This window comes from Rummeliibacillus pycnus, assembly GCF_044359855.1.
Lineage (GTDB): Bacteria > Bacillota > Bacilli > Bacillales_A > Planococcaceae > Rummeliibacillus > Rummeliibacillus pycnus_A.
This window is the reverse complement of record NZ_CP132291.1, coordinates 2,357,833-2,384,676: the sequence shown is the minus strand read 5'-3', so window position 1 is coordinate 2,384,676 and position 26,844 is coordinate 2,357,833. Positions and strand designations below refer to the sequence as shown.

Annotated in this window: 32 protein-coding genes, 3 riboswitches and 1 other annotated feature; of the genes, 24 read left to right on the top strand and 8 right to left on the bottom strand. The window is 35.0% G+C overall.

Annotation, left to right across the window (positions count from 1 at the left end; translation table 11 throughout):
• Nucleotides 1–176: 176 nt before the first annotated feature.
• Together Q8X41_RS11645 and Q8X41_RS11640 are read left to right on the top strand one after the other, a co-directional pair.
• The gene (locus Q8X41_RS11645) at nt 177–1,946 is read left to right on the top strand and encodes a SulP family inorganic anion transporter (RefSeq protein ID WP_397540257.1); all 1,770 of its coding nucleotides are present in this window, start codon (nt 177–179) and stop codon (nt 1,944–1,946) included.
• 101 nt (nt 1,947–2,047) lie between these two features.
• Complete coding sequence (locus Q8X41_RS11640; RefSeq protein WP_397536508.1) at nt 2,048–2,374, top strand: ArsR/SmtB family transcription factor; 327 nt, start codon at nt 2,048–2,050, stop codon at nt 2,372–2,374.
• 123 nt (nt 2,375–2,497) lie between these two features.
• Here the strand turns inward: Q8X41_RS11640 and Q8X41_RS11635 are convergent, their stop codons facing one another.
• Complete coding sequence (locus Q8X41_RS11635; protein ID WP_397536507.1) at nt 2,498–3,739, bottom strand: aminopeptidase; 1,242 nt, start codon at nt 3,737–3,739, stop codon at nt 2,498–2,500.
• A gap of 118 nt (nt 3,740–3,857) precedes the next feature.
• Nucleotides 3,858–5,492 (bottom strand): methionine--tRNA ligase, encoded by a 1,635-nt coding sequence (gene metG, locus Q8X41_RS11630; protein ID WP_397536506.1) that lies wholly within the window; start codon nt 5,490–5,492, stop codon nt 3,858–3,860.
• A gap of 124 nt (nt 5,493–5,616) precedes the next feature.
• Nucleotides 5,617–5,868, bottom strand: a binding site (T-box leader).
• Nucleotides 5,869–6,084: 216 nt separating this feature from the next.
• Between metG and Q8X41_RS11625 the strand changes: the two genes are divergently transcribed.
• The 5 genes from Q8X41_RS11625 to Q8X41_RS11605 all read left to right on the top strand — a co-directional run bounded on the left by Q8X41_RS11625 (nt 6,085) and on the right by Q8X41_RS11605 (nt 9,251).
• A complete protein-coding gene (locus Q8X41_RS11625; protein ID WP_397536505.1) occupies nt 6,085–6,819 on the top strand; it encodes a polysaccharide deacetylase family protein in 735 nt (244 codons plus the stop codon).
• 173 nt (nt 6,820–6,992) lie between these two features.
• The gene (locus Q8X41_RS11620) at nt 6,993–7,535 is read left to right on the top strand and encodes an NADPH-dependent FMN reductase (protein ID WP_397536504.1); all 543 of its coding nucleotides are present in this window, start codon (nt 6,993–6,995) and stop codon (nt 7,533–7,535) included.
• Between the two features lie 54 nt (nt 7,536–7,589).
• The gene (locus tag Q8X41_RS11615) at nt 7,590–7,838 is read left to right on the top strand and encodes a hypothetical protein (RefSeq protein WP_397536503.1); all 249 of its coding nucleotides are present in this window, start codon (nt 7,590–7,592) and stop codon (nt 7,836–7,838) included.
• A 4-nt stretch (nt 7,839–7,842) separates the two neighbouring features.
• Nucleotides 7,843–8,319: a GNAT family N-acetyltransferase gene (locus Q8X41_RS11610; RefSeq protein WP_397536502.1), complete on the top strand. Its 477-nt coding sequence runs from the start codon at nt 7,843–7,845 to the stop codon at nt 8,317–8,319.
• 29 nt (nt 8,320–8,348) lie between these two features.
• Nucleotides 8,349–9,251 carry a LysR family transcriptional regulator gene (locus tag Q8X41_RS11605; protein WP_397536501.1) on the top strand — a complete coding sequence of 301 codons (903 nt, stop codon included), beginning with the start codon at nt 8,349–8,351 and terminating at the stop codon, nt 9,249–9,251.
• A 42-nt stretch (nt 9,252–9,293) separates the two neighbouring features.
• On the opposite strand, the gene Q8X41_RS11600 is transcribed toward Q8X41_RS11605, so the two are convergent.
• Nucleotides 9,294–10,046 (bottom strand): methyltransferase domain-containing protein, encoded by a 753-nt coding sequence (locus Q8X41_RS11600; protein WP_397536500.1) that lies wholly within the window; start codon nt 10,044–10,046, stop codon nt 9,294–9,296.
• Between the two features lie 205 nt (nt 10,047–10,251).
• Here Q8X41_RS11600 and Q8X41_RS11595 point away from each other — a divergent pair, with 205 nt between their 5' ends.
• From Q8X41_RS11595 to thiE, 5 genes are all read left to right on the top strand, one after another.
• On the top strand, nt 10,252–10,674 hold the full coding sequence (locus Q8X41_RS11595) for a VOC family protein (protein ID WP_397536499.1): 423 nt from the start codon (nt 10,252–10,254) through the stop codon (nt 10,672–10,674).
• A gap of 55 nt (nt 10,675–10,729) precedes the next feature.
• Nucleotides 10,730–10,827: riboswitch (TPP riboswitch) on the top strand.
• A 63-nt stretch (nt 10,828–10,890) separates the two neighbouring features.
• A riboswitch (TPP riboswitch) is annotated at nt 10,891–10,989 on the top strand.
• Nucleotides 10,990–11,049: 60 nt separating this feature from the next.
• The gene (gene tenA, locus Q8X41_RS11590; RefSeq protein WP_397536498.1) at nt 11,050–11,733 is read left to right on the top strand and encodes a thiaminase II; all 684 of its coding nucleotides are present in this window, start codon (nt 11,050–11,052) and stop codon (nt 11,731–11,733) included.
• Nucleotides 11,720–12,469 (top strand): hydroxyethylthiazole kinase, encoded by a 750-nt coding sequence (gene thiM / locus Q8X41_RS11585; RefSeq protein ID WP_397536497.1) that lies wholly within the window; start codon nt 11,720–11,722, stop codon nt 12,467–12,469. Before tenA ends, thiM begins: the two co-directional genes overlap by 14 nt.
• Nucleotides 12,469–13,293 carry a bifunctional hydroxymethylpyrimidine kinase/phosphomethylpyrimidine kinase gene (gene thiD / locus Q8X41_RS11580; RefSeq protein ID WP_397536496.1) on the top strand — a complete coding sequence of 275 codons (825 nt, stop codon included), beginning with the start codon at nt 12,469–12,471 and terminating at the stop codon, nt 13,291–13,293. Before thiM ends, thiD begins: the two co-directional genes overlap by 1 nt.
• Nucleotides 13,280–13,903, top strand: coding sequence for a thiamine phosphate synthase (gene thiE, locus Q8X41_RS11575; RefSeq protein ID WP_397536495.1), 624 nt, complete (start codon nt 13,280–13,282; stop codon nt 13,901–13,903). The genes thiD and thiE overlap by 14 nt, the downstream gene beginning before the upstream one ends.
• A 100-nt stretch (nt 13,904–14,003) precedes the next feature.
• On the opposite strand, the gene Q8X41_RS11570 is transcribed toward thiE, so the two are convergent.
• Genes Q8X41_RS11570 through Q8X41_RS11560 form a run of 3 tightly spaced genes read right to left on the bottom strand, consistent with a single transcriptional unit; the run spans nt 14,004 to nt 15,683 of the window.
• The gene (locus tag Q8X41_RS11570; protein WP_397536494.1) at nt 14,004–14,351 is read right to left on the bottom strand and encodes a YrdB family protein; all 348 of its coding nucleotides are present in this window, start codon (nt 14,349–14,351) and stop codon (nt 14,004–14,006) included.
• Nucleotides 14,352–14,385: 34 nt separating this feature from the next.
• Complete coding sequence (locus Q8X41_RS11565) at nt 14,386–14,940, bottom strand: WHG domain-containing protein (protein WP_397536493.1); 555 nt, start codon at nt 14,938–14,940, stop codon at nt 14,386–14,388.
• 29 nt (nt 14,941–14,969) lie between these two features.
• The gene (locus Q8X41_RS11560; RefSeq protein WP_397536492.1) at nt 14,970–15,683 is read right to left on the bottom strand and encodes an MBL fold metallo-hydrolase; all 714 of its coding nucleotides are present in this window, start codon (nt 15,681–15,683) and stop codon (nt 14,970–14,972) included.
• Between the two features lie 196 nt (nt 15,684–15,879).
• On the opposite strand from Q8X41_RS11560, the gene Q8X41_RS11555 reads away from it, so the two are divergent.
• The 6 genes from Q8X41_RS11555 (at nt 15,880) to Q8X41_RS11530 (ending at nt 19,807) form a co-directional block, all read left to right on the top strand.
• Nucleotides 15,880–16,377 carry an HIT family protein gene (locus Q8X41_RS11555; protein WP_397536491.1) on the top strand — a complete coding sequence of 166 codons (498 nt, stop codon included), beginning with the start codon at nt 15,880–15,882 and terminating at the stop codon, nt 16,375–16,377.
• 485 nt (nt 16,378–16,862) lie between these two features.
• The gene (locus Q8X41_RS11550; protein ID WP_397536490.1) at nt 16,863–17,198 is read left to right on the top strand and encodes a DoxX family protein; all 336 of its coding nucleotides are present in this window, start codon (nt 16,863–16,865) and stop codon (nt 17,196–17,198) included.
• A 359-nt stretch (nt 17,199–17,557) separates the two neighbouring features.
• Nucleotides 17,558–18,067: a YfiT family bacillithiol transferase gene (locus Q8X41_RS11545; protein WP_397536489.1), complete on the top strand. Its 510-nt coding sequence runs from the start codon at nt 17,558–17,560 to the stop codon at nt 18,065–18,067.
• Between the two features lie 77 nt (nt 18,068–18,144).
• Nucleotides 18,145–18,615: a DinB family protein gene (locus tag Q8X41_RS11540; RefSeq protein ID WP_397536488.1), complete on the top strand. Its 471-nt coding sequence runs from the start codon at nt 18,145–18,147 to the stop codon at nt 18,613–18,615.
• A gap of 172 nt (nt 18,616–18,787) precedes the next feature.
• Nucleotides 18,788–19,444 (top strand): TetR/AcrR family transcriptional regulator, encoded by a 657-nt coding sequence (locus tag Q8X41_RS11535; RefSeq protein ID WP_397536487.1) that lies wholly within the window; start codon nt 18,788–18,790, stop codon nt 19,442–19,444.
• 150 nt (nt 19,445–19,594) lie between these two features.
• The gene (locus Q8X41_RS11530; protein ID WP_397536486.1) at nt 19,595–19,807 is read left to right on the top strand and encodes a hypothetical protein; all 213 of its coding nucleotides are present in this window, start codon (nt 19,595–19,597) and stop codon (nt 19,805–19,807) included.
• A 63-nt stretch (nt 19,808–19,870) separates the two neighbouring features.
• On the opposite strand, the gene Q8X41_RS11525 is transcribed toward Q8X41_RS11530, so the two are convergent.
• Entirely contained in the window at nt 19,871–20,257 is a 387-nt protein-coding gene (locus Q8X41_RS11525; RefSeq protein ID WP_397536485.1) for a VOC family protein, read from the bottom strand.
• An 18-nt stretch (nt 20,258–20,275) separates the two neighbouring features.
• Nucleotides 20,276–20,929: a YdeI/OmpD-associated family protein gene (locus tag Q8X41_RS11520; protein ID WP_397536484.1), complete on the bottom strand. Its 654-nt coding sequence runs from the start codon at nt 20,927–20,929 to the stop codon at nt 20,276–20,278.
• Nucleotides 20,930–21,078: 149 nt separating this feature from the next.
• Between Q8X41_RS11520 and Q8X41_RS11515 the strand changes: the two genes are divergently transcribed.
• The 6 genes from Q8X41_RS11515 to Q8X41_RS11490 all read left to right on the top strand — a co-directional run bounded on the left by Q8X41_RS11515 (nt 21,079) and on the right by Q8X41_RS11490 (nt 26,791).
• Complete coding sequence (locus Q8X41_RS11515; protein ID WP_397536483.1) at nt 21,079–21,978, top strand: hypothetical protein; 900 nt, start codon at nt 21,079–21,081, stop codon at nt 21,976–21,978.
• A 145-nt stretch (nt 21,979–22,123) separates the two neighbouring features.
• Nucleotides 22,124–22,627, top strand: a complete 504-nt coding sequence (locus Q8X41_RS11510; RefSeq protein WP_397536482.1) for a GNAT family N-acetyltransferase — start codon at nt 22,124–22,126, stop codon at nt 22,625–22,627.
• 21 nt (nt 22,628–22,648) lie between these two features.
• Nucleotides 22,649–22,888, top strand: coding sequence for a DUF3977 family protein (locus tag Q8X41_RS11505; RefSeq protein WP_397540256.1), 240 nt, complete (start codon nt 22,649–22,651; stop codon nt 22,886–22,888).
• A 27-nt stretch (nt 22,889–22,915) separates the two neighbouring features.
• Nucleotides 22,916–23,461, top strand: coding sequence for a histidine phosphatase family protein (locus Q8X41_RS11500; RefSeq protein WP_397540255.1), 546 nt, complete (start codon nt 22,916–22,918; stop codon nt 23,459–23,461).
• A gap of 107 nt (nt 23,462–23,568) precedes the next feature.
• Nucleotides 23,569–24,276: a YjjG family noncanonical pyrimidine nucleotidase gene (locus tag Q8X41_RS11495; RefSeq protein ID WP_397536481.1), complete on the top strand. Its 708-nt coding sequence runs from the start codon at nt 23,569–23,571 to the stop codon at nt 24,274–24,276.
• A gap of 419 nt (nt 24,277–24,695) precedes the next feature.
• Nucleotides 24,696–24,843, top strand: a riboswitch (cyclic di-AMP (ydaO/yuaA leader).
• Between the two features lie 118 nt (nt 24,844–24,961).
• Entirely contained in the window at nt 24,962–26,791 is a 1,830-nt protein-coding gene (locus tag Q8X41_RS11490) for an APC family permease (protein ID WP_397536480.1), read from the top strand.
• The last annotated feature ends 53 nt before the right edge of the window (nt 26,792–26,844 follow it).

Genomic DNA, 26,844 nt, shown 5'->3' with positions numbered 1-26,844 from the left:
TCTTTTTTATAGAAGTATGTTGTCTATGGACCATTTATTATAGTTTCTTGTGCATAGAAAAATATTAATAGAAGTACTCTTTACAAATTCTACTTTAAGCTATATATTCATATAATAGTATATTCAAATAATCAGATATTCAGTTATTAAAAGATAAAGGAAGAAGGATAATTATGCTGAAAAAATTAAATTTTTCAGGAAGATATGCAGACTACTCCTTAAAGAGTTTTCAAAAGGATTTACTATCAGGGCTAATAGTAGCTGTCATTGCAATTCCATTAGGGATGGGTTTTGCAATTGCTTCAGGAGTAAAACCTGAGTATGGAATATACACAACTATTATTGCGGGAATTTTAGTATCACTTTTGGGTGGTTCAAAATTTCAAATTGGTGGTCCTACGGGAGCGTTTATACCAATCTTATTTGGTATTGTCATATCATATGGTTATAAAGATTTATTAATAGCGGGGTTTTTAGCAGGGATTTTGCTCATTTTAATGGGAGTTTTTAAACTAGGATCCTTAATAAAATATATTCCAAGACCAGTGACAATCGGGTTTACAACAGGAATTGCTGTAACTATTTTTGTCGGGCAAATTGCCAACTTTTTAGGACTTGAAAATGTTAAAAGCAAAGAATTATTTATCGATAATTTGAAAGAAATTGCCGTTCATTTATACACAATGAATATTTATAGTATTTTAACTGGCTGTATTTGCTTGTTTTTGATTCTATTCATACCAAAATTGGCTCCCAAAGTACCTGGGCCTTTAATAGGTATTGTAGTTTCTACGATTATTGCAACAATTTTCTACCCATCAGAAGTTGCAACAATCGGTTCAAAGTATGGGGATATCCAAAACTCTTTACCTCAGTTCCAATTTCCTGATATGAGTTGGGAAAAAATTGTCCATCTTTTAAAACCGGCTTTCGTAATTGCTATTCTTGGTAGTATCGAATCATTATTATCTGCAGTTGTGGCTGACGGTATGACAAATAGTAAACATAACAGTAATCGAGAGCTTATAGGACAAGGGGTAGCCAATATGGTAACACCACTATTTGGTGGTATTCCGGCAACAGGTGCTATTGCAAGAACAGCAACGAATATTAAAACTGGTGCTGTATCACCTATTTCCGGTATTGTTCATGGCTTGGTTGTATTAATAATATTAATACTTTTTGCACCATATGCTTCTAACATTCCACTTGCCAGTATGGCGCCAGTTTTAATGGTAGTTGCATGGAATATGAGCGAAAAAAAAGTATTTTACCATGTGCTAAAAACTAAAACAGGCGATTCGCTAGTTTTAGCTGTTACGTTTATATTAACGGTTTTCATCAATTTAACAGTTGCAGTAGAATTCGGTCTTCTACTAGCAGTTATTTTATTTATAAAGAATATGAATTATCATATGGTTACGAAAAAAGCTATACCTAATCGCTCTAGAAAACATGCGAAAGTTGAAGCGCAAAAGGCAACTTCTCAACACGGTTGCCCACAAATTAGTATTTTCAATATTGAAGGACCACTATTCTTTGGTGCTGCACAATCTTTTGCAGAAGATATTATGAATTCTATTAACTACAAGCCAAAAGTATTGCTTTTAAGAATGAATAAAGTACCTTTTATCGATACAACGGGAAATTATTATTTAACAAGCATTGTAAAAGATTTCTCAAAACATGGAATCATCTTGGTAACGGGTTTAAAAGATGAGCCTAAAATGTTTTTCAAAAAAACGGGATTATATAACCTTATAGGCGAAGAACATTTCTTTGATCATACAGGTGAAGCTATCGATTATGCTCTATTACAATTAGATAAAAATAAATGTATGGGTTGTAAGAAATTTGTTTTTAATGAATGTAAAGCATTATCTTGTGAAGATAAGCAGAAGAGAAAATTAATATTACGCATGGAAGATAGTTATAATTACAAGTAAAATAGAATTTAGTGTGGTTTTTAAAGATTCACTTATTAAAATTTACTCTATTTGAAAGCATCTAGAGAATATGTTTTATGTGTAGGAAGTGAGGAATTACATTGAATAAAGGATTACATGAGTTTAAAGCAGATTTTTTTAAAGCACTTGCCCACCCATTAAGAATTCAAATTCTCGAAGTTTTATCAGAAGGTAATCGGAGTGTCAATGAAATTCAAACCCAGCTAGGCAGTGAAGGATCTGCCGTTTCTCAACAATTAACAGTACTGCGGGCAAAAAATATTGTTTATGGGACAAAAGATGGGAATCGTGTAATATACTCTTTAAGAGATCCTATGATTATCGAATTGTTAGAAGTCGCTAAGCAAATTTTCAACAATCACCTTGTAGATGCAATAACATTGCTTGATCAAATGAAAGAAGAATAGTGTAATAGCAATACAAAAAACTCAGATAGAAATGCATTGATATTCTACCTGAGTTTTTTGTGTGGAAAATTTAAATTTATTATGCTTTGAAATCTATATTTTAGGCAATAAGAAATTCTTTTATTAGAATGCCCAATCTCCATTACGGAAGATTGGAACAACTGTACCGTCTTGTTTAATACCATCTATATCCATCTTGTCAGAACCAATCATAAAGTCAACGTGAACGGTAGAAGTATTCATACCATGTGCAAGCAATTCTTCTTGGCTCATTTTTGTACCACCTTGAATCGTAGTAGGGTAAGCTGAGCCGATTGCTAAATGGTTAGATGCATTTTCATCATAAAGTGTTGTAAAGAATGTAATGCCAGATTGAGAAATTGGCGATGGATCTGGGACAAGGGCGACTTCACCCAAACCTGTTGCACCTTCATTGTCATGGACTAATTTTTTAATAGTTTCATCGCCTTTTTCAGCGGAAATATCCACGATTTTACCGTCTTTAAATTGCACTTCAATACCTTCAATTAATGTACCGGCATAGCTTAATGGTTTTGTGCTACGTACAACACCTTCCATACGATGTGTATCTGGTGCAGTGAATACTTCTTCTGTCGGCATATTGGCGATAAATTCATCGCCTTTTGGACTGTAACTTTCTGCACTAGCCCAAATGTGGTTCTTTGGCAATCCTAAAGTTAAATCAGTACCGGGAGCAGTATAGTGTAATGCGTCAAATTGGATTTCATTTAATTTAGCTGCTTTTTCATTTAATGTTTTTTTGTGTTCATCCCAAGCTACGATTGGATCTTCTTCATAGACACGGCAAGTTTTGAAGATTTGATCCCATAATGCATCAACTTGTTCTTCTGATGTAGCTAAGTCAGGAAATACGTGTGCAGCCCAACCAGCTCCAGCCGCCGCTGCAACAGTCCACTTCAAATCGTCATTTTGAGTTGCCTTACGTTGTGCAATGAATGCTTTACCAGCCTTATTTTGATAAGCAGCTACTTTTGTAGGATCTACTTCATTTAACAACCCAGGATCACTTGATACAATTGAAAGACGACTTACATGATGATTTAATACATGATCTTCGGACTCTTGAATTTCGTACTCTGGAATATCAGTCAATACTTCTACAGGTTGATGTAAATAATGAAGCTTGCTTATTTCATCATCAGACCACTTTACAATGACCTTTTCTGCACCTAATGCATAGGCCTCTTGAGTAATTAAACGAGCTAAAGGGGCTTGGTCAACAGTAATTGTCATTTTCACCCAATCACCAGGTTGAACGTTGATTCCTTTCGCTACTAAAAGTTTCGCATATTTCAACAGATTTCCCTCAAAATTAGATAACATTTCCTCTACCCCCAATTATTATTTCCTTTGATTATATTATCATAATAAAATGTAAATTCCGAAATATAAATCCTATCTAATTATTCGAATAAATACACCTTGTATATGAGTATGCTCTTTATTTCGAATGATTCACCAAACGATTGTATTCCTCATCTATTAAACAGGTATCCAATCTTTCAAACAGTGGGATGACGTGACTAATACGAGGTGGAATGTTCGTTTGCTCTTTCCATTCAATTACATCTATACCTAACATTTTTTTGATCTTATCAGTTGAGAAGGGTAAGAATGGTTGTAAGAGTTGAGATAGGTTCAAAATAATATAGCAGCATGTATATAATGTATTCTTTCCTTCGATAAGGTTTTGTTTTATTTGAATCCATGGCTGCTTTTCATCGAAGAATTTATTGGCACGACGAATATATTCGAAAATTTCCTCTAAAGCTCGTTTAAAATGTCCATCCTCGATCTGTCTTCCCACTTCGGTATAGAGTTTTAGGGTCTGATTTTGAATTTCTAAATCAATCACACCTACTGGGATGTTACCTTCAAATGATTTTTCGATAAATTTAAGTGTTCTATTGACGAAGTTTCCATAAGCACCAAGCAATTCACCATTATGACTATAGATAAATTCTCTCCATGAGAAATCGGTATCTCGATTTTCTGGCGCATTTATTGTAAGGAAATAGCGTAAAGAATCCGGATTATATTTTTCTAAAATATAAGGCACCCAAACTGCCCAATTTTGACTTGTTGAAAGCTTGCGTTTTTCTAAAGTCAGATACTCATTTGAAATAATATGAGTAGGTAAAGCTTGATTACCAATTCCCATTAATAGGGATGGCCAAATAACAGAGTGGAAAGGAATATTATCTTTTCCATGAATATAATAAGAAATTGTTTGATCATTCCACCAAGTTTCAATGTCTTCTCCATGTTGTTTTGCCCACTCAAGGCTGGCTGTTAAGTAACCTGCAACGGCTTCAATCCATACATAAATTTTTTTGCCCTCAAAACCTTCAACTGGGACTGAGATGCCATTTGGTAAATCGCGCGTAACTGCACGGTCAGGTACACCTTCAGCAAGATAACGTTTTGTTAGTTGGATCGCATTATCACGCCAGCGATGTTCTTCTTCAGCCATCTGAAGAAAATCTTCTAATGCATGTTGAAAGCGACTAAACGCAAAGTAAAAATGTTCCGTTTCTCGAATGATAGGCTCATTTCCGCAAATTTTACATTTTTTATCGATTAAATCGAGTGGATCAAGTATCGTAGAACAATGATCACATTGATCTCCGCGAGCTTTTGCCCCACAATTTGGACAAATTCCCTCAACAAATCGATCAGGTAAAAACTGTTTGTCATGCTCACAATATGCCTGCTCAATTCTTTTTCTATATAGATAACCATTATGAAGTAATTGCTTGAATATATTTTGCACAGACTGATGATGATGATTCGCATCCGTTCGGGTATAAAAATCGTAAGTAAAACCAAGTTGTTTAAAGCAGTTTTTAAACTCTTGATGATAACGATTTGCTATGGCTTCAGGTGTCGTATTTTCTTGGTTAGCTCTGATTGAAATCGGTGTACCATTGCAGTCACTACCTGAAACATAGAGGACCTTTTCGCCTTTTTGTCTGTAATATCTTGCTAAAATATCACCTGGTAAAAGTGCAGCAATATGTCCTAAATGTAGAGAGCCATTTGCATATGGCCAAGCGCCACCAATAACTATAGTCATTTGAAATTCCTCCTTAATTTAAAAAACGCGCTAGAAAGTTTTGCTTTAATAGGGGATTGAGTAAAGCTCAGGGTTGTGCATTTAGCGTGAATAGCCAAAATAAAAAACGCCCTAATCTATGAAAGATTAGGACGAGTATAATCGTGTTACCACCTAGTTTTACAAATAGCTCACACTATTTGCCTCTATCAGTACGTCTTTAAAAGAGATACTGTTCCCGTTGTAACGAGTGTCATCTCGGCATATTCTACTCAGCTTCGCTTTTCGATACGCAGCTCAAAGGCCATTTTCAACCAGGTTCAAAATGCTCCATTTCCACCGTCAGAAGCTCTCTATAATTATTCCCTCATTTACTTTCCCTTATCAACGCTTTTTTCTGAATTTACAGTTATTATAGTGGAGGAATTATCAATATGCAAATCCTTTTGAAGATTATTGTCACTCAAAATAGATTTTTTATTTATAAAAATTTAATTGGCAATGCTTCCAAAACAATAAATGTAAACGGTTTTGAAGGCATAATTTATCGTGTTCAGCAAATATTAAAGTCATCAATGTTCTTTAGAAAGCAAAAAAAGTTGGGGGTGATATTTTGAAACGAAACAAAATAATAATTTTGACTGTTTGCGTTTTAGTCATCTCCATTTTTTACGCAAGCTTTAGTAATGCTGCGGATAAGGGAAGGTACTATTATGAGCAGACTGGACAGGTATTGTGGGATATTCAAACAGAAGAAAAAGTGATCGCATTAACATTTGATGATGGTCCAGATCCAAGGTATACACCCGAAATTTTAGACTTATTGGAAAAATATGATGCAAAAGCGACCTTTTTTGTGTTAGGGAGAAGTGCTGAGAAATATCCAAAGATTATTGAAAGAGCGTATGATGAAGGACATGAACTTGCAAATCACACATATTCCCATCCATTTAAAGCAAGAGGAAAGAAATTGGTAGATGAATTAAAAAAGACAAATGACATTATTCAAGGTATTACCGGTTATTCTCCAGTACTATTTAGACCTGTCGGTGGCATTTATACAGATGAAATGATTAACACTGCACAAAAGAGTGGTTTTAAAGTCGTAATTTGGTCTTGGCATCTTGATACACAAGATTGGAAAAGCCCAGGTGTTAGAAAAATTGTAAGAAAAGTATTGAAAGGTACAACCCCTGGTGACGTTATTCTATTCCATGATGGAGGCGGCAATCGTACGCAAACCATTAAAGCGCTAGAACAAATATTGCCTGTACTGCAAAAGCAGGGGTATAAATTTGTAACCATTTCGGAGCTAATGGGAGACGTAAGTCCACGAATTAAAAAATAACACTACACTAATGTTTAGAGTAAGGGAATAAAAAATTCCTTACTCTTTTAGTGTGTAAAAAATTTTAGCTAAAATACGGAGGATTTTTAATGAAAAGCTAATAGTTTGATATTATCTCGAATTAATAATATTCTTAAATTGAAATACATAATTCCATTTAGGGGGTAACGATAATGAAAGTAGTAGCAATTGTAGGAAGTATTCGTAAAGAATCTTATAATCTGAAATTAGCAAAATTTGTACAACATCATTATACTGATAAATTTGACTTAGAAATCCTGAGCTTAAATGATATCCCTATGTATAATCAAGATATCGAAAATAATGCACCTCAAGTTGTACTTGATTTTAAAGCAAAAGTTAAAGCAGCGGATGCTGTTCTTTGGGTAACACCAGAATATAATTCATCAATCCCAGGTGTTCTAGGAAATACTATTGACTGGTTATCACGAGTGGACAAAGTCATGATTGGTAAACCATCTTGGATTATGGGAGCTTCAATGGGTAATCTTGGTACAGTAAAAGCACAAATGCATTTACGTGATATTCTTTTTGCATCTGGTCTAGGCTCACCTGTCCTACAAGGAAACGAAGTGTATGTAGGTGCAGCTCATACTAAATTTGATGCTGAAGGAAACTTAACAGATGAAGGTACAGTAAAATTCTTAGATTCAGTAGTCGATAACTTTATGAATTGGATGAAATTATATATTTAATAATTGATATCTAAGAGATTATGGCTCCTGTCAATTGCAGGGGTCATTTTTATATTGCTTGGTTTATTTTTTATGCATTTTTATTTGAGGGAAAGGCAGCTTCTTGGGAAAGCCTTAAGTTATGAAAGTAAAGACAAAGTTGCAAGTAAATTATCTAATTTCACAAGAAAAACATCCAACTTCGCAAGTATTATTTTTCCTGAGGTTAGAGGAGAAGATGAAAAGTTATTTCGTTACTATCAAAAAAGGGGATTTGTTACAATAGAAATAGATTTAATATTCAGAATGATAGAAGGGGAATAACTATATGAAAATTTCTTCACTCCAAGAATATCCAAAGATAAAGGTAATCAGCTTCTTTATTCAACATTGGGGAACTACAGAAATGGTTATTTCATCAGGGATATATGATTGCAGCCAATTAGATGGATATGTTTTTCTTAATGATCAACACGAGATCATTGGACTCATCACATATATTCTTCGAGGTGAAAAATGTGAGATTATTTCTTTAGATAGCATCGAAGAGAATCATGGAATTGGCACAATACTTGTTCAAGAGGTTGAAAAAACAACTCTAGCAAAGGGCTGCAAACTCGTTACGTTAATTACGACAAATGATAATTTGCATGCATTAAAGTTTTACCAAAAGAGAGGATACCATTTAACAAAGGTTTACCCCAATGCAGTACAAATAGCAAGAAAATACAAACCAGAAATTCCGCTTGTAGGAAATGACGGTATTCCAATTAGAGATGAAATTGAGCTTCAAAAAGTTTTATAGTTTGAATACTGTTGATGGGAGAAGTGCTTATGGAAACTGAATGGTTAAGGACTTTTTTAGTTGCAGCCAAAACAGAGAATTTCGGGGAAGCGGCAGAAAAACGCTTTTTAACACAATCGACTGTAACAAAACATATTCACCATTTAGAAAAAGAACTAAAAACACTCTTATTTGAACGAAGTGGTAAAAAAGTACGGTTAAATATAGCGGGTGCTTACTTCTTTGGAAAAGCTGAAAAGTTGATTGAAATGCTTGATGATTCGCTAAGAAGTACCCAAGACTTTTTGGAAGGTTATACGTCTAATTTAACAATTGGTGTAGCCCCACAGATTGCCAACTCAACTTTGCCTAGGATCATCGAGCATTTTAATGCAAATAAACCTCATATTCAGTTATCGATTGAATTATTAAATTCAAATGAAATAGCGGAAGCTGCTTATCGTGGTGCCATTGATATCGGTCTATCGAAAATAGAAACTACACGTGATTTACAAATTGAAATGATTGCTGATGAATCTATTCAATTAGTCATCTCACCCTCTAGAAGTGAAGTAGAGCCAGCCGAATTATTAAAAAGCGAGACAATTTTAACACATGAGTACGCACCTTATTGGGAAGCCGTCCAACATGTGCTTATAAGCCAATTTCCTTCACATAAAAGTATGAAAGTTAACCAAACAGAAGTTATCAAAAACTTTGTTAAGCAAGGACTGGGCATTGCATTTTTACCACAAAGTATTGTGCAAAAAGAGGGAGAAGAAGGCACACTTTGTATCCGGTCTTTAAATTTATTTCAACATATCACTTCGCAAACTTACTTTATTTCTAAATACATATCTAGTGATATTCAGGCTTTTTTAGAAAGTAGTAAGGAAATTTATACCTCATTACCGGATTGTAAAACCCCCACTGATGGAAGTGTCACTTCATAAAGGAAAGGCATTTCAAATTAATAGAAATGCCTTTCCTTTCGACTATTTAACTGCAACAAAACGGAGTCTCCAATAATCAGCAATCCAAGTATGCTCTTTATAAAGCTGAGGTTTTAAAATCTTTTCACATAATTGAACAACACTATTTTTTTGATATTCAGACAAATGCTGAAAAATGTTATCACTAAACATTTGAAGCCAATTTTTGATGCCATCATCTCCAATGAGTGGCGTTGGGCGTTCGTATATTGTCATCATCTTTACTTGAAAACCTGCATGTTGTAATAATTCACTATATTCCTCTGCAGTTGGAAAGTACCATGGAAAATAATCCTCAATATACGTATAACCCAATTCATCCATACTTTGTTTAATGGCATTTACGATTGAAGAAATATTTCCTTTCCCACCCATCTCAGCAATAAAACGACCATTTGTCTTTAAAGCATTGTAAACATTTTGGACAACCATTTCAGGTTGTTTGATCCAATGTAAAGCGGCGTTGGAGAAAACTGCATCGAATTGATGATGTGCATCAATTTGTGTAGCATCCTGTACAGAAAATTGAATTTGTGGATATTTTGTTTGTGCTTGATGAATCATTGTTTCCGATGCATCTATGCCATGCACAATCGCTCCTTGATTTGCGATTTCACTTGCTAAATCTCCTGTACCACAGCCTAAATCTAAGATAGTTTCCCCTTTCTGCGGTGCTAGTAATTCGACTAAACTCCCGCCAAATTTTGAAACGAAATCATGCTTTTGATCATATAAAACTGCATTCCATTCACTCATTTGATCATCTCCTTTAGATGAGCATAACAGAGAATTTGATAGTAGAGATATGACTGATAAAGGGTGTATTAATTCCAAAATGGAATATCGACTTAAATGGTTTAATTCAGATTCAGTCTAATTACTTAAGGTATGTTCGATTACCTTCTTGTTATAATTATGGTAGTAATTAGTAAGTTTAGAGTGTAAATAAGGGGATGAAGGAATGGAAAGAAATTGGCCAAATGAGATGAAAGTAGCTCAAATTAGGGTTGCACGTCCTACAGATCAACTTGACAAGATTGTAGAGTTCTATTGTAGAGGATTAGGGTTGAAAAAGATTGGCTCATTTGAGGGACATAGGGGATATACAGGGGTAATGATTGGCCTTCCTGGTTTTGACTATCATTTGGAATTTACTCAACACATAGATGGTAGTCCTTGTCCAGCTCCAACAAATGATAATCTTCTAGTCTTCTATATGCCTGATCGTAAACAAATTGAAGAAATTACAGATCGATTAAAAAGTATGGGCTATGATACGGTTAGACCAGAGAATGGCTATTGGGGAGAATTAGGAGTTACCATTGAAGATCCTGATGGATGGAGAATTGTTTTAATGAACACCTCTGGTATTAACGATAAGTAATAGGTAAATTTATCCTTGAGCAGTTGATTAAGAAATGCTACGATAAAAGCAACTTAAATATTTGCGGGGGGACGCTTATGCGTTGAGAAGGTAGAACCTGACCCTTAGAACCTGACAGTTAACACTGACGTAGGGAGCAAAGTACATAGCATAATAATGCATGATTTTTGTACAGTAGCTCTCCGATTTGGAGAGCTTTTTTGTTACCAACCAAATATTTTTGTGCGGGGGGACACTTTTGTGTTGAGAAGGTTAAAACCTGACCCTTAGAACCTGACAGTTAATACTGACGTAGGGAGCAATATTCACTATGAAGTCTCTATGTTTAGCATGGAGACTTTTTTGCGTCTACGTCCACTACAAGGAGGACTTAGGATGACATTTTGTGAAGAGGTAAGAAAAGAAACAGCTTTTTATTGGGAAGGTAGTTTTGAACATCCATTTGTAAAGGGATTAGTTGGAGGAACTCTGCCAATTGAGAAATTCAAATTTTATATGATGCAGGATGCTTATTATTTAAAGCATTATACAAAAGTGTTAGCGATTGCTGCATCAAAGGCAATTACGAATGAGGATATCGCTTATTTTTTAGAAACAGCGCGTCATATTAATGAAGCTGAGCTTGAATTGCATCGGACAGTTTTCCATGAGCTTGGTGTAACTGAACAAGAATTAGAAACATTTGAACCTGCACCAGCCGCATACAATTACGTTAGTCATATGTATAATGCAGCTCATAATGGTGATGTTGCTGAAGCCTTTGCAGCCATGTTCCCATGCCCTTGGTTGTATCAAGAAATTGGAGAAAAATACAAAGACGCCAAACCAGGTGTCAAACTCTATGAAGAATGGATTACGATGTACAGTGATCCGGATTATAAAGAAAAAATTGAATTGCAAAAGTCGATGATGAATCGATTTGCAAAAGAACAACCTGAAAAAGTATCTTTATTGAAATCTCATTTCAAAAAAAGTTGCTATTATGAATGGAAGTTTTGGGAAATGCCTTGGACTTTAGAAGATTGGAAAGGTGAAGTGGTCAATTATGAGTATATCTAAAATTCGAATGACAGGTCCTCTTGTCCATTGTATTACGAATTATGTTGTAGCGAACTTTACAGCTAATGGGCTTCTTGCAATTGGTGCTTCACCTGTAATGGCAGACGAAGCATCGGAGGTCGAAGAAATGGTATCCAATGCCTCTGCATTATTGCTTAATATTGGAACGATTAACAGTCGAACTAAGGAAGCAATGATTCTCGCAGGTCGTAAAGCAAACGAGAAAGAAATACCCGTTGTCCTTGACCCTGTTGGTGTAGGTGCTACAGCATTTCGTAAACAAACGGTTCAAGAATTACTGGAAGCAGTGAAATTTGACTTAATCCGTTGTAATGCCGGGGAACTAGCAAGTATTGCAGGTGTTAAATGGCAAGCAAAAGGTGTAGACAGTGGAGAAGGAGAAATCGATGTTGAACAAGTAGCGAAACAAGTAGCACGTCAATATCATTGTCTTGTCATTGTAACGGGCCCTTCAGATATCTTAACAAATGGCGAGCAAACTCATACCATTGGTGGAGGCAATGAAATAATGACGCAGGTGACAGGAACAGGCTGCTTACTTAGTACCGTTTGTAGTGCGGCATTAGCTGTAGAAGGCAATCCTTTAACTGTTCTTCATGATGTATTACAAGATTATAAAGCTGTTGCAGAGCGTGCGGCATCAGCAAATTTACTAGGCTCTTTCCAGGTGGAAGTGTTAAATGCATTGCATGAGATTTCTAGAGGTGGACAATGATGAATATTGTGATGACGATAGCTGGCTCGGATAGCGGTGGTGGTGCAGGAATCCAAGCGGATTTAAAAACATTTCAAGAGTTAGGCGTTTTCGGTACATCTGCTATTACCGCACTAACTGCACAAAATACATTAGGCGTAGAAGGGATTTTCCCTTCATCAGCTGAATTTGTACAGCAACAAATTGAAGTGGTAATGAGAGATTTACCTGTAAAAGCTGCCAAAACAGGTATGCTTTTTTCTGCAGAAATAATTGAAGGCGTTGCTCAAAGCTTAAAGGATAAAGACATCCGGCTTGTTGTTGATCCAGTCATGATTGCAAAAGGTGGTGCATCTCTCCTTCAATTAGAAGCCATCAAAGCTTTGAAAAGTTCGCTATTGCCACTTGCTACTGTACTTACGCCAAATATTCCAGAAGCAGAAGTAATAAGTGGGAACACGATCAGAACTGCTGCAGATATAGAGAAAGCTGCAAAGATTATTCTTAATATGGGCGTTGTTAGCGTTGTGATGAAAGGTGGTCATTTAGAAGGTGAAGAAGCGATTGATACAGTTTATTTCCAAGATGGCACATCATTCTCAATGCAAACGAAGCGTATTGATACAAAGCAGACACATGGAACAGGTTGCACATTTTCATCTGCAATAACAGCATTTTTAGGTCAGGGTTATGATTTACGTAACGCGATTATTGAAGCCAAGAAATTTGTACAATTAGCGATACAAAATCCTTTAAATATCGGACACGGCCATGGCCCAACGAATCACTTTGCATATAAAAAGGAAAATGGAGTTTGCGAGGTGACAATCATTGAAGCGAACTGATTTAGCTGTTTACTTTATTATGGGAACATCAAATTGTATTGATAGCCCCATAGAGGTACTTGAGGAAGCATTAAAGGCAGGAGTAACTATTTTTCAACTACGAGAAAAAGGAGAGGATGCGTTAAAAGGTTATGATTTAGAACACTTTGCCATAGCGTGTCAAATGTTATGTAAGAGTTACAATGTTCCTTTTATTGTGAATGATGATGTTGATCTTGCTTTGAAGATTAATGCAGATGGTGTGCATGTAGGACAAGATGATATAGCTCTTGAAGCAATTCGAACAAAATTTAAAGGCAAAATTGTAGGGATCTCTGTGCATACGAAAGAGGAAATGGAGAAGGCAGTGATAGGTGGAGCGGATTATGTTGGCATTGGACCAATTTATGAAACAAAATCAAAACCAGATGCGAAAAAGCCAGCAGGTGTAACATTTTTACACCAAGCAAGAGTCATATATCCTGATTTCCCAATTGTTGCGATTGGTGGAATTACAGAGCAAAATGCACATGAAGTACGGCAAGCAGGAGCAGATGGAGTTGCGGTCATATCAGCGATTAGTGAAAGTCCCGATAGAAAGGCGACTATTCAGTCTTTTTCTTCTTTATAAAAGAAAACAGCTTCAAAAAATGATTATTATCCATTTCAATAACACTTTGAATTATATAGATTCAAAGTGTTATTAAATGTTGTAAGTAAGTATTTATTATTCATGAATGCCAAAATACAAGTAATATCTTATTTAGTATGAATATTCCTCCGTATACACGCGCTACTGCTACTTTTCCTAAGCTAATTAATAACAGGACGGGCAATAAGAAAATTATCATTTCTAATATGAAATGAGCAGTTGCAGGGAGAGGAATATTGGCTTTTGGAGAACCAAACAAAGCCCAGATAACTGCGATGATTAAAGGAATTGAAATACTGAGTATCCCTTTTTGAATAGGGGTATTCCCCGTTTGAAATCCCCAGTAACCATAAAGTATAAGACCAGTAAGTTCTAATATAAATCGTAATCCTAAGTTCATCATCTCAAGAATTGCTAACAAGACCATTCTCATGACCTCTTTCTATTTAGTCTTCAGAACATTAAGCTATCGAGTGAATTCCTTCAATAAAAGTATTGATTAAAATAGATAGACTTTCATTAATATCCAATGGCATCCCAAAGCCACCCATGTGTTCGATTGACGCAAAACCATGCAGAATACTACGTAATCCTCTAACCATATGAATTGCCATTTCTTTTTGTAAATCATAGGCTTCAAGAACTTGCATCACTAGATCAACGATTAATTGTTGATGATGCTGTAGTTCTGGATCTTCAGGATTTGGAAATCGAGTTGTAGCATCATAGAGACCTGGGTGTGTTCGTACAAATTGAACATACGCTTCACTAATTTTGCGGATTGCATCGTCTCCTGATTTTCCTATTGCAGCATGTAACATGTATTGATAAAGCTTTTTAAGCCCTTGAATAGCTAAAGCCTGTTTCAATTCTGAAAGACTATTCACATGATTGTATAAGGAAGGTGGACGGATTTGCAATTCTTTAGCTAATAAACTCAGAGATAGTTCATCTAACCCTTTTTCATCAATGATGTCAGTTGCTTTTTGAAGTACAATATTAAAATCTATCTTCATGCGAGGGGCCATTTTTTCTTCACTTCCTATTATTTGGTTGCTAATGATCGCGAAGCATCATCGATTGCTTGCATCATCGCTTGTATAGGTTTTTCAATCATTTGCCCATGTCCAACAGCTAGTAAACTTGGATTTAGGTCCATTAGTTTTTTTGCACTGTCGATCGCAACTTGTTTATTCCAAGTAGCGAGTGCAGGAAATGGGAAGGAAGGTTTTAAAACACCTGAAACTGCTATTCCACCTCTTATTTGAAAAGCATCCCCAGCGATTAGATTACCATTACGAGTATCCAATAATGCAATGGAGCCAGGTGTATGCCCTGGAGCAGTAACGACTTCGAGCGAACCTATCAGATTCCCATCTTTCAACAATATATCTGGCTTCGTTTGAATTTTCTTTGGAATCCCTCCCCGAATTGGAGAAGAAGGCTCATCTTCTAAAAGTTTTGTATCTCCTTTTAGCAAGAGTGCATCACGTGCAGAAATACTTACTTGAACATTTGGCAATGAAGCTTTTAATGCATCCAAGGAACCTACATGGTCATTGTGAGCATGCGTCAAAACGATATTTGCTATAGGTTTTCCAATCTTTTGTGCAGTTTTTATAATACTTTTTGCACTATAAGGAAGCCCTGCATCAATTAGAGTAAGGCGATCCGTCTCTTCAATCAGATAACAGTTCACCGGAAATACTCGAGGCATAAAAGACAATTGAAATATATAATCATTTTTATTGATTTTCATTACGTACTCCCTCCAAAAAAACTAATTTAATTCGTTAATTAACTAATAACATTAGTTTATGCTATTTTAAATAAAAAAGATACATAAATGGTAAAAGTTAACGATAATAAAATAAGCAAAATACATATAGATTTTAAATGATTATAAATTGCGGAAATATATCATTGTTAATGAAATCATTTTAATGGAGGTCACTATGAGAGAAATCATTTTATCCAATGGAAAAGCTGTTCAAGTAGAATGTTTAAGCTGTGCACTTACAAGTGGAAAGATTATGCCTGATGGAGGTGTCATAACAGAAACTAAATATTTTCATGCGCATCAAGACGTTGCTTATCCGATTAAAGGTTTAGTTATTTTAGCATCTAAGCGTCACATTAAATGCTTTGATGAATTAACGGAAGAAGAAAAAATTGATTATATTTACTTATTATCTAAGATAAGAAAAGCTCAAAGAGAAGTCTTAGGAATCGAATACGTTTATTATTTTTATAACGAAGATACAACACATCATTTTCACACATGGATGGTTCCGCGATATGACTGGATGTACGATTTCGGCCGTTCCGTAGAATCAGTTAGACCAGTTCTTCTTCATGCTAGAAACAATATGAACAATGAAGAAAATATGAAAGAAGTAATGGATGCAATCAACGTATTAACGTTAGCTTTAAATAAAAGGGAAGCGTTCTGATGATTTCTATTAGAGGGATTTTTATCCTTTTTAAAATCATTAAAGCAAACTTTTATTTAATCGTAATGAGAACGTGTGATGAAGACAGCTAAGAACATTAACCAAAACATTATACAGATTAAGCCTAATATAAAAGTAAACTCATAATGAGGACCAATCCAACAAACGAATATTGTATAAACAAAAGTGGCAACAAAACTAAGCATAAGATTCTCTTCATACTTACACTTACATGAAAAAGTATAAATCCAAAGGAAATAAATAAGGGCAGATATATAAGCATAATTCTTTCGATCCCCCCTTAAAAAATGATTAGCCAGTCTTCAATAAAATATAAAATTAGTTTCTATTTTGAAATCTATGACTTTTTGATAAATCTACTTCTAAACGTAATACTACGAGACTATGATATGTAGTAGAAAGTAATATATGATAAAGGAGGAGCTGCTATTTTAAAGAAGTCTTCATTTGGTCTAATTCAATTTTTGCTGGGTCTTGCGTTTATGTATTTTGGTTATATGAAGTTAACTGCCAATCCAATTCATGTAGAAAATTTTACTGAAGTGTATGGCTATGGAAAGATCATCATGTATGGGGTAGGAGCAGTTGAAGTAACATCAGCTATAGGTTTATTAATAGGTTTTTGGAAGAAAGGTTTTGTGCCAATTTCTAGTGGAGCATTAGCAGTTGTGATGGTTGGAGCTACATCCACACACTTAATGGTTGGACAAGGTCTAGAGATCGCTATGAAGCCCTTTATATTCTTCGTGCTAAACTCAGTTATATTTTTGGTATCAACTAGTGAAAGTGTAGAAGACTAAATTAGATATGTAAAAGAAAAACTAGAGTTTACTTATTAAATAAATAGAATTGAAGTGATAATTACTTCGATAAAGGGCTGTCTAGAAAATCTCTTTCTAAGATAGCCTATTTTGTTTCTGAATTTTTAGTTATTTATCATTCACGAAAATACAATGGTGTATAATTAGTGAAAATAGAAAAGAGTGTATAGACATGCTAAAGAGGAAGTACGGAAATCGACCTGATTGGAAAAGCATTTTACAGAAGAATTATACACAATCCTATCTTGATACGGAAGAATTTAAAGGCTATATTGCAATACTCGATATGGTTAAGAGATTTTAGAGATATTAAAGCTAGAAAGAGAGGGGAAAGATAAATGATCAATGAAAGATACCCAATTGGACAGTTCGAATATGATGATATTATTTCAAAAGAACAAGTTGCGCAGTGGATTGAAGAAATCTACTATTTACCACAACAGCTAAAAGAAGTTGTTAAAGATTTAAGCGAAGAAGATTTCAATCGGACATATCGCCAAAATAGCTGGACAGTACGCCAGCTTGTGCATCACCTCGCGGATAGCCATATGAATGCTTATATTCGAATGAAACTTGCCATTACAGAGGAAATGCCAACGATTAAACCCTATGAAGAGGCGAAATGGGCAGAGCTACCGGATTACAGTTTGCCTATAACTGTATCATTACATCTTATCGAAAGCCTTCATGAGAGATGGGCTTATTTGCTTCAAAAGTTAACTGAAGGACAGTTGAAAAGAACATTCCTTCATCCTGTTTCAGGCATGACAACGGTGGAAAAGAGTATTGGCATTTATGCATGGCATGGTAAACATCACCTAGCACATATTCAAAATGCTTTAGCCTAAAATTACACTTAACACATGGAGAGAGTAATTTAAATGGTATAAAAAAATAAAATTATATTCATATAGGAGTGGAATGTATGTATCGTAAAGTAGAGGATTTTCTAGAAGATTGGACAGTTTCTTCATTAGGAACATTGAAAGTATTTAAAGCTATTACAAATGATAAGTTTAATCAGTCCATTGTAGAAGGGCATAATACACTAGGTTGGTTAGCGTGGCACCTTGTTAGTGTGGGTGCAGCATTTGGCCATTTGGCTGAACTTCAAGTACCTGGACCAGGGCGCAATCAAGAAATGCCAACAGATATGGCTGAAATCATTGATGCTTATGAACAGCTTGCAGAAGCCTATAAAAAAGAAGTAGCAAAACTAACTGATGCGGATTTGTTGGAAGAGGTAAATGGTTTCGGTGGGCCAACTTTGCGCGGTAAGCTTTTACGTGCATTAATCGACCATCAAACACATCATCGTGGACAAATGACGGTATTATTACGTCAAGCTGGATTACCAGTACCAGGTGTTATGGGTCCAACAAGAGAAATGCAATAATAGAAATTAAGTTCTAAAGATTTTAAGGTCTTCTCTACTGATATTGGTCTTACGAAGACGAGTAATGGTGTTCTGGTCAAGTTTAACTATATATTTCAATTTTTTCTATTGACATACAAATAATTAAATAATAAGATACATACATATAAATGTATGTAAAAGGGGTGGTATTTTGCCACGCAATAAACATCCAGAAATAACAGAACAGCGTATATTAGATACTGCAACTAAACTTTTCCTTGAAAAAGGATGGGAACAGACGACAATTCAAAATATTGTTGATGAATTAGGTGATTTGACTAGAGGTGCCTTTTATCATCATTTTAATTCTAAAGAAGATATTATCAATGCAGTTCTCGATCGATTGGCTTTAGAAAATAATCCGTTTGAAAAAACAAAGAAAATGACTGAATTAAATGGTTTAGAAAAACTAAAAAGTGCTTTAATGCTATCCTTTACTAATGAAGGGCAGCTTGATGCAATCAAGTCTATTCCAACTATTTTAAAAAGCCCTCAAATTATTGCCAACCAATTAAAGGACTGTATCAACACAGGAGCTCCTGATATACAATCGTTTATTGAAGAAGGCGTGATGGATGGCTCACTTTCCATCCACTACCCAAAGCAGGCTGCTGAAACTCTTATGCTACTGACAAATATTTGGTTGAGCCCAATTATTTTTTCAGTAGATACAGAAGAATACATGAAAAAGGTAAAACACTTACAGGAATTGTTTAACGGTATTGGCCTACCAATTATTGATGAAGAAATACTAAGAGTTCTTGAAACTTTTCATAAAGAAATCTGCAATTTAAATAGACTGTCATAAGGCAGTTTATTTTTTTGATAAAATACATACATATATATGTATGTAAGTTAAATTTCTGGCATTTGGAGGGATACAAATAACAATAATAGCTGGAATCATTGTTGCAAGCATTGTAATGAAAAAAAATTGCTGTATGGAGGTCTAACAGATATGGAACAAAAAATTGAAAGATATATAGACAATACCCTTGATAATATGGCTTCTCAATTTTTTTTGGGTAATATTATTTTAGGTATCATCCTGATTTTTTTAGGCATTATTTTTATTGTGAAAAAGTCTTCGAAAAGAAATTTGAAAACAGTTGGATTGTTTTGCGTTGGATTCGGTGGAGTCTCAATTGTAAGTGGTTTGGCGCAGATTTGATTTTTGGGTTGATATGGATTTTAGAAGGGAGGCTACCATAAAGTTGTGGTAGCCTTCTTCTTTTTAGACTAGAGGATTATATGTGAATTGCCACGAAATACCGAAACGATCCTGTATCCAAGTAAATAATTCAGAGAAACCGTAGTTGTTTAATTCCATCAGTGTCATACCACCATCAGAAACTACTGTAGCATATCGTTCAATTTCTTCTTTTGTTTCACATACGATAAAAAGTGAGAAAGAAGGTGTAAAGTCAAAATTATGTTTTATAGTACTATCGTTCATTAAAATCCGATAGCCTTTGAAATCTAGCTCTGCCATTGCAACTTGAGTTGAATCAGGCATATATGCTACTTTAATGAGTGAGAGGTCCGTAAACCATTCTTGATATTGTTCAATTGCTTCTTTTGCTTGTCCTTGGAACATTAGAAATGCTTTGGCGCCTTTCATATGACATTCCCCTTTTGTTTACGAATTTTTCTTTTGTGCTTGGCGGAAAAGTTCCTTTGTTTTAAATCCTTGTCCTAAAATGTCCTTCATTTCTTCTAGTCGATTCTTTTGTGTGTCTTCTCTTTTGGCACTATATACGTAACGTGCCCAATCTTTTTGATAGCCTGGGGTCAGTGATTCATAAAAAGAGAGTAACTTTGGGTCAGTTGATAAAGTTTCCTTTAGTTGTGGAATCATTTGGATATAATCATCGACACATTGGCTTTTGGCTGTTTTTTTCTTCCCTTTTTGCTTGTTATCAACTTTGATAGATAGAATGGAGAATGTGTCATCTAACGAAGATAGAGTGGCAAATTTATAGTCGCTACCCGCAATATATTTTTGTTCATCAACTGTTATAGCAGGGAAAATCGCATCACGATGGATGTAGGTATCATATGTTTTGTTGCCTTTTTTAGGGTAGACAAAGAATAGATATCCTTGCTCAGTAACCAATTGATGATCAATGCAATATTGTAAATAAGCGGTTAGTTCTTCGATTGAAAAGACAAATGCAATAACACGATCAAAGGGTTTAGTTGTAGCTTGTGTGACGCCATCTAATAAGAAATTATCGGGCGCGTTATGAAGATGGACTTTTGTGCTTTCAGTTAGTTTAAATTTTGAGTTCATGATAGACCTCCTTTGATGATATTATGCCATAAATGTTTGTAAATTCCTTGTCATTATATTTTAATTTCTATGTAATTCTTTTCCTTTACGTTTAGATATAATAAAAAGGGGAAGCGTAAGTATAGATAGACAAAAAAGAGGTGCAGCGAATGAAATATTCTAAACAAATTTTAAGTTGTATGCTAGCTGTGGGATTATTGAGTGCTTGTTCTGCAAATACCACGAAAAACGTTGGAAATAGTACAGATAATCCAATAGAAAAGCATGAACAAACAGATCAGGGCAAAGCTCAGGTAGAAACGAACGAAGAAACTACCAACACTGAAACCAAACAAACAGAAGATGCCCATGCATCTGCAGATGATTCATCAACTAATCAAAATGCAAATCCAAATGATAATAGTCAAACTGAAAAAAATGCAAACGATCAAGCAAAAATCATCAAGTCTATTAAAAAACAACTAAAAACGAATTTACCTGTGTCGCTCCCAAGTCAACTTCCATTAAAAGATGGGAAGTATTTAACTGCGACAACAAAAATAGAAAAAAACAAATATACAGTTGTATTTTATGAAAGTGATAAAGAAGTACCAGTAAATGATTCATTTTTAAAGAAGGCTCCAAAAAATTCGATGATTGCTAAATATACTGTAGTGAAATACAGCAGTTTAGAAAAGGCTAATGAGCAAATTAGCTTTGAAGACTTTAGTAAAGTCGGCGGGCAAAAAATGAATCTGGGACATAATATTATTGGCTATCAAGATGCAGGAGCAGGAGCATTATGGACCAGTTGGAACGAAGGTCGCTGGGCGATTGCTACCCATACAAGAACAACTAAATCAGAACTAGGACTTGAATTGGCGAAGCAAGCAGTGGACTATTTAGAAAAAAATACATTACCAATACCAAAACCAAATGGTTCCATTCGTTTAGATGCGATTAAATCAACAGGGAATAATGTTAAATGGCAAAATAAAAACATCGTGTATTCGATTGAGAAAGTAAAAGATCCAATTGATGCTTTGAAAATTGCAACATCAATGGAATAAGATTTAATGCTCATTATGGTTAAGAGAAAATAAGGTTCTTATAAGGAGCCTTATTTTTTTATGGAAAATATTACATGAATAAATCTGGTGTGCTATAATCTTCTAAATATTTAGGGGCTATTAAATAAACAAAGGGGGTATTTGTTTGCACATTAGACTGTTAAAAGAATCAGATGCTAGGGCATACCGAGAGCTGAGGCTAGAAGCATTACAAGATAGTCCTGAAGCTTTTGCTATTACATATGAAGACGAACTAAAAAAGCCGTTGGAAGACTATAGAAGTAGGCTTAGTCGAAGAGACTTTTGGACTTTTGGCGCTTTTGATAATGAAAAACTTGTTGGTGTTGTTACACTAATTAGAGAACAAGGGCGTAAATTGCAACACCGCTCATCTATTGTTGCAATGTATGTAACATCAGAAGGCCGTAGAAAAAGAATAGGAAGAAGCTTAATGCAATCGGCTATTCATCATGCTAAGCAAACAAAGGGAATTGAGCAAATTTATCTTTCTGTCGTAACCACCAATACAGCTGCAATCGGTCTATATCTATCGTTAGGCTTTGAAATGTATGGAACGGAAAAAAGAGCTATGAAATTCGGTGATTCAACATACTGGGATGAATATCATATGGTTCTGTACTTAATTTAGACTATGGGGAAAAGTATGAATATGAAATTTATCGAGTTTGGAATCGGGAATGCGTGGTCTATTCGTACAGAAACGGAGTTTGAAGACTGCACGGAAAATGAAGAAAGGGGCATTGTCGGTCCTATTCATTTTCAATCGGCGTATATAAGGATTTGGATAAGAAAGACAGTAATTATTTTGGATTTAAAAGAAGGTTTTAAGAAGACGAAGAAAAATAGGAATGCTTTTAAACTTATTTTCGGTATTGTGAGCCTTGGATGAATCTACTTTTTGAAAGGAACAGTACAGATGACGGTTATTTATTTTGTTCGCCATGCACATTCGACTTATACGCCTGATGAAATGGGAAGACCTCTTTCAGAGCAAGGGTTGCGTGATGCGGATATGGTTACAGAGCTTTTAGCTAAAGAAGCGATTGACTTAGTTATTACCAGCCCATATAAGCGTGCGATTCAAACGGTCGAAGGAGTGGCTAAAAGAATTGGGAGCGATGTTCGTATCTACCCTGATTTCCGTGAACGCTTGCTAACTATAGAACCTGTAGAGAGTTTTGAAGAGGCAATTTATAAAGTATGGACTGATCCATCCTTCTCATTTCCAGGAGGAGAATCTAACATCGAAGCGCAAAAACGCGGAGTAGAAGCTACGCTTGAAGTACTTGAACAGTATGAAGGAAAAAGAATAGTAATCGGTACACATGGTAATTTAATGGTTCTTATTATGCAATATTTTGATGAGCGTTTTGATTTTTCTTTTTGGCAGCAGTTAGCCATGCCGGATATTTATAAAATGGAATTTAAGCGGAATAACTTAAAGTCAGTAGAACGATTATGAAACGAATCTTAAAAAAGAAGGATCATGTATTTCCTAATGTAAAATATGAATCTATGTCAATTCCTCTTGATTTCTGTTATAAATAAGTAGTATTGGGGGGAATTATTTTGAGCAAATATCGAACATTATTATTTGATGTAGATGATACATTATTAGATTTTTCTGCGGCAGAGGATGAGGCCCTACATCGTCTATTTGCTGAAAATGGTCTAGACTTAACAGAAGAAGTTGAAAATTGTTATAAAGAGATTAACAGTGGCTTGTGGTCTGCATTTGAACGAGGAGAAATTTCTCGTGAAGAAATTGTTGATACACGTTTTAGTCTTCTTTTTAAAGAGTATGGTAAGGAAGTTGATGGTAAACAGTTAGGTGAACGCTATCAACAATTATTAGCAGAAAATCATGATTTTATTGATGGTGCATCTGATTTAGTACATCGTTTAGCATCTCATTTTGATCTGTATATTGTGACAAATGGAGTAACGAAAACACAATATAAACGATTAAAGGATTCAGGTTTATATCCATTATTCAAAGATATCTTTGTTTCGGAGGATACTGGGTATCAAAAACCGATGAAGGAATACTTTGACTATGTATTTGCGCGAATCCCAACATGTGATCTATCATCAACTTTGATCATAGGAGATTCTCTTTCATCCGATATAAAAGGTGGTTTAAATGCCGGAATAGATACATGCTGGTTTAATCCACATCATAAAGTGAATAAAATTTCGGTTCAACCAATGTATGAAATTGAACGTTTGGAAGACTTACATGCTATTGTTGAAGAACAACCTATTATTTCAAAGTAAATATTATTTAAAATAACTGCATCAACTTTGTATAATTCTGCAAAGTTGATGCAGTTTTATTATTGGTAATAACCTTTTTCATATAAGATGTTCGTGGTTTGAATTGATTTATTTAGACTTTTTCTTATTTATTGTGCAGGACTTAAAATGAATTATTGTGAATTGTGATATTCTCTACAATCGGTGCATTCAATAGGTGTCGCTTTTTGTATCGTTTGGCTGATGAGAACTTCGAAAATGGGTCGTCATGGCGATAAATTTACTAATTAAAAGCTTAACGTTCCCTTCTTATAGAATATAGCCTAAGCTGTCGAATTAATTTGAATATAAAAAAATGAAAATTTGTAAAATTTATTTGCTTTTTAGTATTTACTTTTTGGAGAAATGAGCGTAGTATAACCTCACAAATTAAGTTTCATATTTCTAAGTCGCTGAAGTATAATTCGCGGGGAAACCAATTATTTAGAATGTATAATTTACATACTTGGGGTGAATCCTTAAATAAGGTAGGGCTACTCATGGTCCGAATCCGACAGCTAACCTCGTAAGCGTTATAGGAGAAGAAAAATGGAGCTTGCTAGGCAAACCGTTATGTCTACAAGTCATTTTTGTTATGGCTTGTAGACTTTTTCTTTTCATTCAGCTAGAAGTAGAAACACATTTTTTACGGAGAAGGTGTTTATAATTGAAGTTTTCGTTAAAACGAATGTTAATAGGTAGACCATTAAAGTCTACAGAGTTAGGAGAACAAAAGCTAAATAAAACGAAAGCACTTGCAATTTTATCGTCTGATGCATTGTCTTCAGTAGCATATGGACCTGAGCAAATTTTAATCGTCTTAATGACTTTGGGGGCTGCAGCTTATTGGTATTCTATTCCGATTGCAGCTTTTGTAATCGTACTTTTAGTAGCTTTAATCCTCTCCTATAGACAAGTAATTTTTGCCTATCCACATGGTGGGGGAGCTTATGTTGTATCGAGGGAAAATTTAGGGGTGAACGCAGGGCTTGTATCAGGAGCGTCACTGTTAGTGGATTATATTTTAACGGTAGCCGTTAGTGTTTCAGCAGGTACAGATGCAATTACATCAGCATTTCCGGCATTACATGCATATAGTGTAGAGATGTCAATTCTATTTGTACTCATCTTAACAGTTATCAATTTACGTGGAATAACCGAATCGGCATCTGTATTAGCTTACCCGGTTTACCTTTTTGTAGCATCTTTACTTATATTAATTGTTGTTGGGATCTATAGAATTGTGACAGGTCAGGTTTCTCCAGATCTTCATGCACCAATTGGTACTCCTGTTGCAGGGATTAGTTTATTTATCTTGTTAAAAGCTTTTGCTTCTGGGAGTTCTGCATTAACTGGGGTAGAAGCGATATCAAATGCAATTCCTAATTTTAAACAACCAGCACCAATCAATGCCTCAAAGACTTTAATGGCGATGGGGGGATTATTGGCAATTCTATTTTCAGGAATTGTTTTCCTTGCATATTATTTTGGAATTGGCCCAAGTCCAACTGAAACGGTAGTATCACAAATTGCAAAAGAAAGCTTTGGGCGTTCTGTGTTTTACTTTGTCATTCAAGGGATGACAGCACTTATTTTAGTACTTGCAGCCAATACTGGGTATTCTGCTTTTCCATTACTTGCAGTAAATCTTTCGAAGGATAGATATATTCCTAGAATGTTCGAAGTTCGAGGGGATCGTTTAGGCTATTCGAATGGGATAATTTTTTTAGGTGTATTTGCTATTTTCCTTATCATATTGACACAGGGATCAACAGAAAAATTAATCCCATTGTATGCTGTTGGTGTATTTATCCCATTTACATTAGCGCAAACAGGCATGATGGTGAAATGGTGGAGAGAAAGACCAAAGGGTTGGATTGGCAAATTTGCTATTAATACAGTAGGTGCTTTTATATCTTTTGTTGTTGCCATGATTTTCTTTATCACAAAATTTGATCATGTTTGGCCAGTCCTTATCTTTTTACCAACGTTAATTTTCGTGTTTCATCGTATTAAACATCACTATAAATTGGTTGGTGAGCAACTACGTGTTGATAAATTGAATAATTTACTTCCTTCTATTGATGGGAATGTTGTGTTAGTACCTGTTGGAGGAATTAGCAAGGTAGTGGAACATTCGTTAAGCTATGCGAAGCTACTTAATCCAGAGCATTTAATTGCCATCTATGTAGGGTTTGATAAAGAAGATTTGCATACGTTTGAAGAGAAATGGACGCGTAGATTTCCTGATGTGAAGTTGTTGACCTTGTATTCACCATATCGAAGCTTAATAACACCACTTACGAAAGTCGTTGATAAAATTGAATACAAAGCAAAACAAGAAAATCGCCAAGTTTCCATTGTCATTCCTCAATTTATACCGAAAAAAGGGTGGCATAATATATTGCACAACCAATCAAGCTTACTAATCCGGACATCGCTGTTATACAGAAGAAATGTAGTAATTATTACAGTGCCATATCATCTAAAGAAATAAGTACAGGTAAGTAAATTTTCTAAGGGAATGTTTTTTTAGTGGTAAATTGGGAA

What these genes read in the sequence shown, in the direction of transcription:
- Q8X41_RS11635 (WP_397536507.1), bottom strand. Translation starts at nt 3,739, where the DNA reads ATGTTATCTAATTTTGAGGGAAATCTGTTGAAATATGCGAAACTTTTA.
- metG (WP_397536506.1), bottom strand. Translation starts at nt 5,492, where the DNA reads ATGACTATAGTTATTGGTGGCGCTTGGCCATATGCAAATGGCTCTCTA.
- Q8X41_RS11620 (WP_397536504.1), top strand. Translation starts at nt 6,993, where the DNA reads ATGAAAGTAGTAGCAATTGTAGGAAGTATTCGTAAAGAATCTTATAAT.
- Q8X41_RS11610 (WP_397536502.1), top strand. Translation starts at nt 7,843, where the DNA reads ATGAAAATTTCTTCACTCCAAGAATATCCAAAGATAAAGGTAATCAGC.
- Q8X41_RS11605 (WP_397536501.1), top strand. Translation starts at nt 8,349, where the DNA reads ATGGAAACTGAATGGTTAAGGACTTTTTTAGTTGCAGCCAAAACAGAG.
- Q8X41_RS11600 (WP_397536500.1), bottom strand. Translation starts at nt 10,046, where the DNA reads ATGAGTGAATGGAATGCAGTTTTATATGATCAAAAGCATGATTTCGTT.
- Q8X41_RS11595 (WP_397536499.1), top strand. Translation starts at nt 10,252, where the DNA reads ATGGAAAGAAATTGGCCAAATGAGATGAAAGTAGCTCAAATTAGGGTT.
- tenA (WP_397536498.1), top strand. Translation starts at nt 11,050, where the DNA reads ATGACATTTTGTGAAGAGGTAAGAAAAGAAACAGCTTTTTATTGGGAA.
- thiM (WP_397536497.1), top strand. Translation starts at nt 11,720, where the DNA reads ATGAGTATATCTAAAATTCGAATGACAGGTCCTCTTGTCCATTGTATT.
- thiD (WP_397536496.1), top strand. Translation starts at nt 12,469, where the DNA reads ATGAATATTGTGATGACGATAGCTGGCTCGGATAGCGGTGGTGGTGCA.
- Q8X41_RS11570 (WP_397536494.1), bottom strand. Translation starts at nt 14,351, where the DNA reads ATGGTCTTGTTAGCAATTCTTGAGATGATGAACTTAGGATTACGATTT.
- Q8X41_RS11565 (WP_397536493.1), bottom strand. Translation starts at nt 14,940, where the DNA reads ATGAAGATAGATTTTAATATTGTACTTCAAAAAGCAACTGACATCATT.
- Q8X41_RS11560 (WP_397536492.1), bottom strand. Translation starts at nt 15,683, where the DNA reads ATGAAAATCAATAAAAATGATTATATATTTCAATTGTCTTTTATGCCT.
- Q8X41_RS11555 (WP_397536491.1), top strand. Translation starts at nt 15,880, where the DNA reads ATGAGAGAAATCATTTTATCCAATGGAAAAGCTGTTCAAGTAGAATGT.
- Q8X41_RS11545 (WP_397536489.1), top strand. Translation starts at nt 17,558, where the DNA reads ATGATCAATGAAAGATACCCAATTGGACAGTTCGAATATGATGATATT.
- Q8X41_RS11540 (WP_397536488.1), top strand. Translation starts at nt 18,145, where the DNA reads ATGTATCGTAAAGTAGAGGATTTTCTAGAAGATTGGACAGTTTCTTCA.
- Q8X41_RS11530 (WP_397536486.1), top strand. Translation starts at nt 19,595, where the DNA reads ATGGAACAAAAAATTGAAAGATATATAGACAATACCCTTGATAATATG.
- Q8X41_RS11525 (WP_397536485.1), bottom strand. Translation starts at nt 20,257, where the DNA reads ATGAAAGGCGCCAAAGCATTTCTAATGTTCCAAGGACAAGCAAAAGAA.
- Q8X41_RS11520 (WP_397536484.1), bottom strand. Translation starts at nt 20,929, where the DNA reads ATGAACTCAAAATTTAAACTAACTGAAAGCACAAAAGTCCATCTTCAT.
- Q8X41_RS11515 (WP_397536483.1), top strand. Translation starts at nt 21,079, where the DNA reads ATGAAATATTCTAAACAAATTTTAAGTTGTATGCTAGCTGTGGGATTA.
- Q8X41_RS11505 (WP_397540256.1), top strand. Translation starts at nt 22,649, where the DNA reads ATGAAATTTATCGAGTTTGGAATCGGGAATGCGTGGTCTATTCGTACA.
- Q8X41_RS11500 (WP_397540255.1), top strand. Translation starts at nt 22,916, where the DNA reads ATGACGGTTATTTATTTTGTTCGCCATGCACATTCGACTTATACGCCT.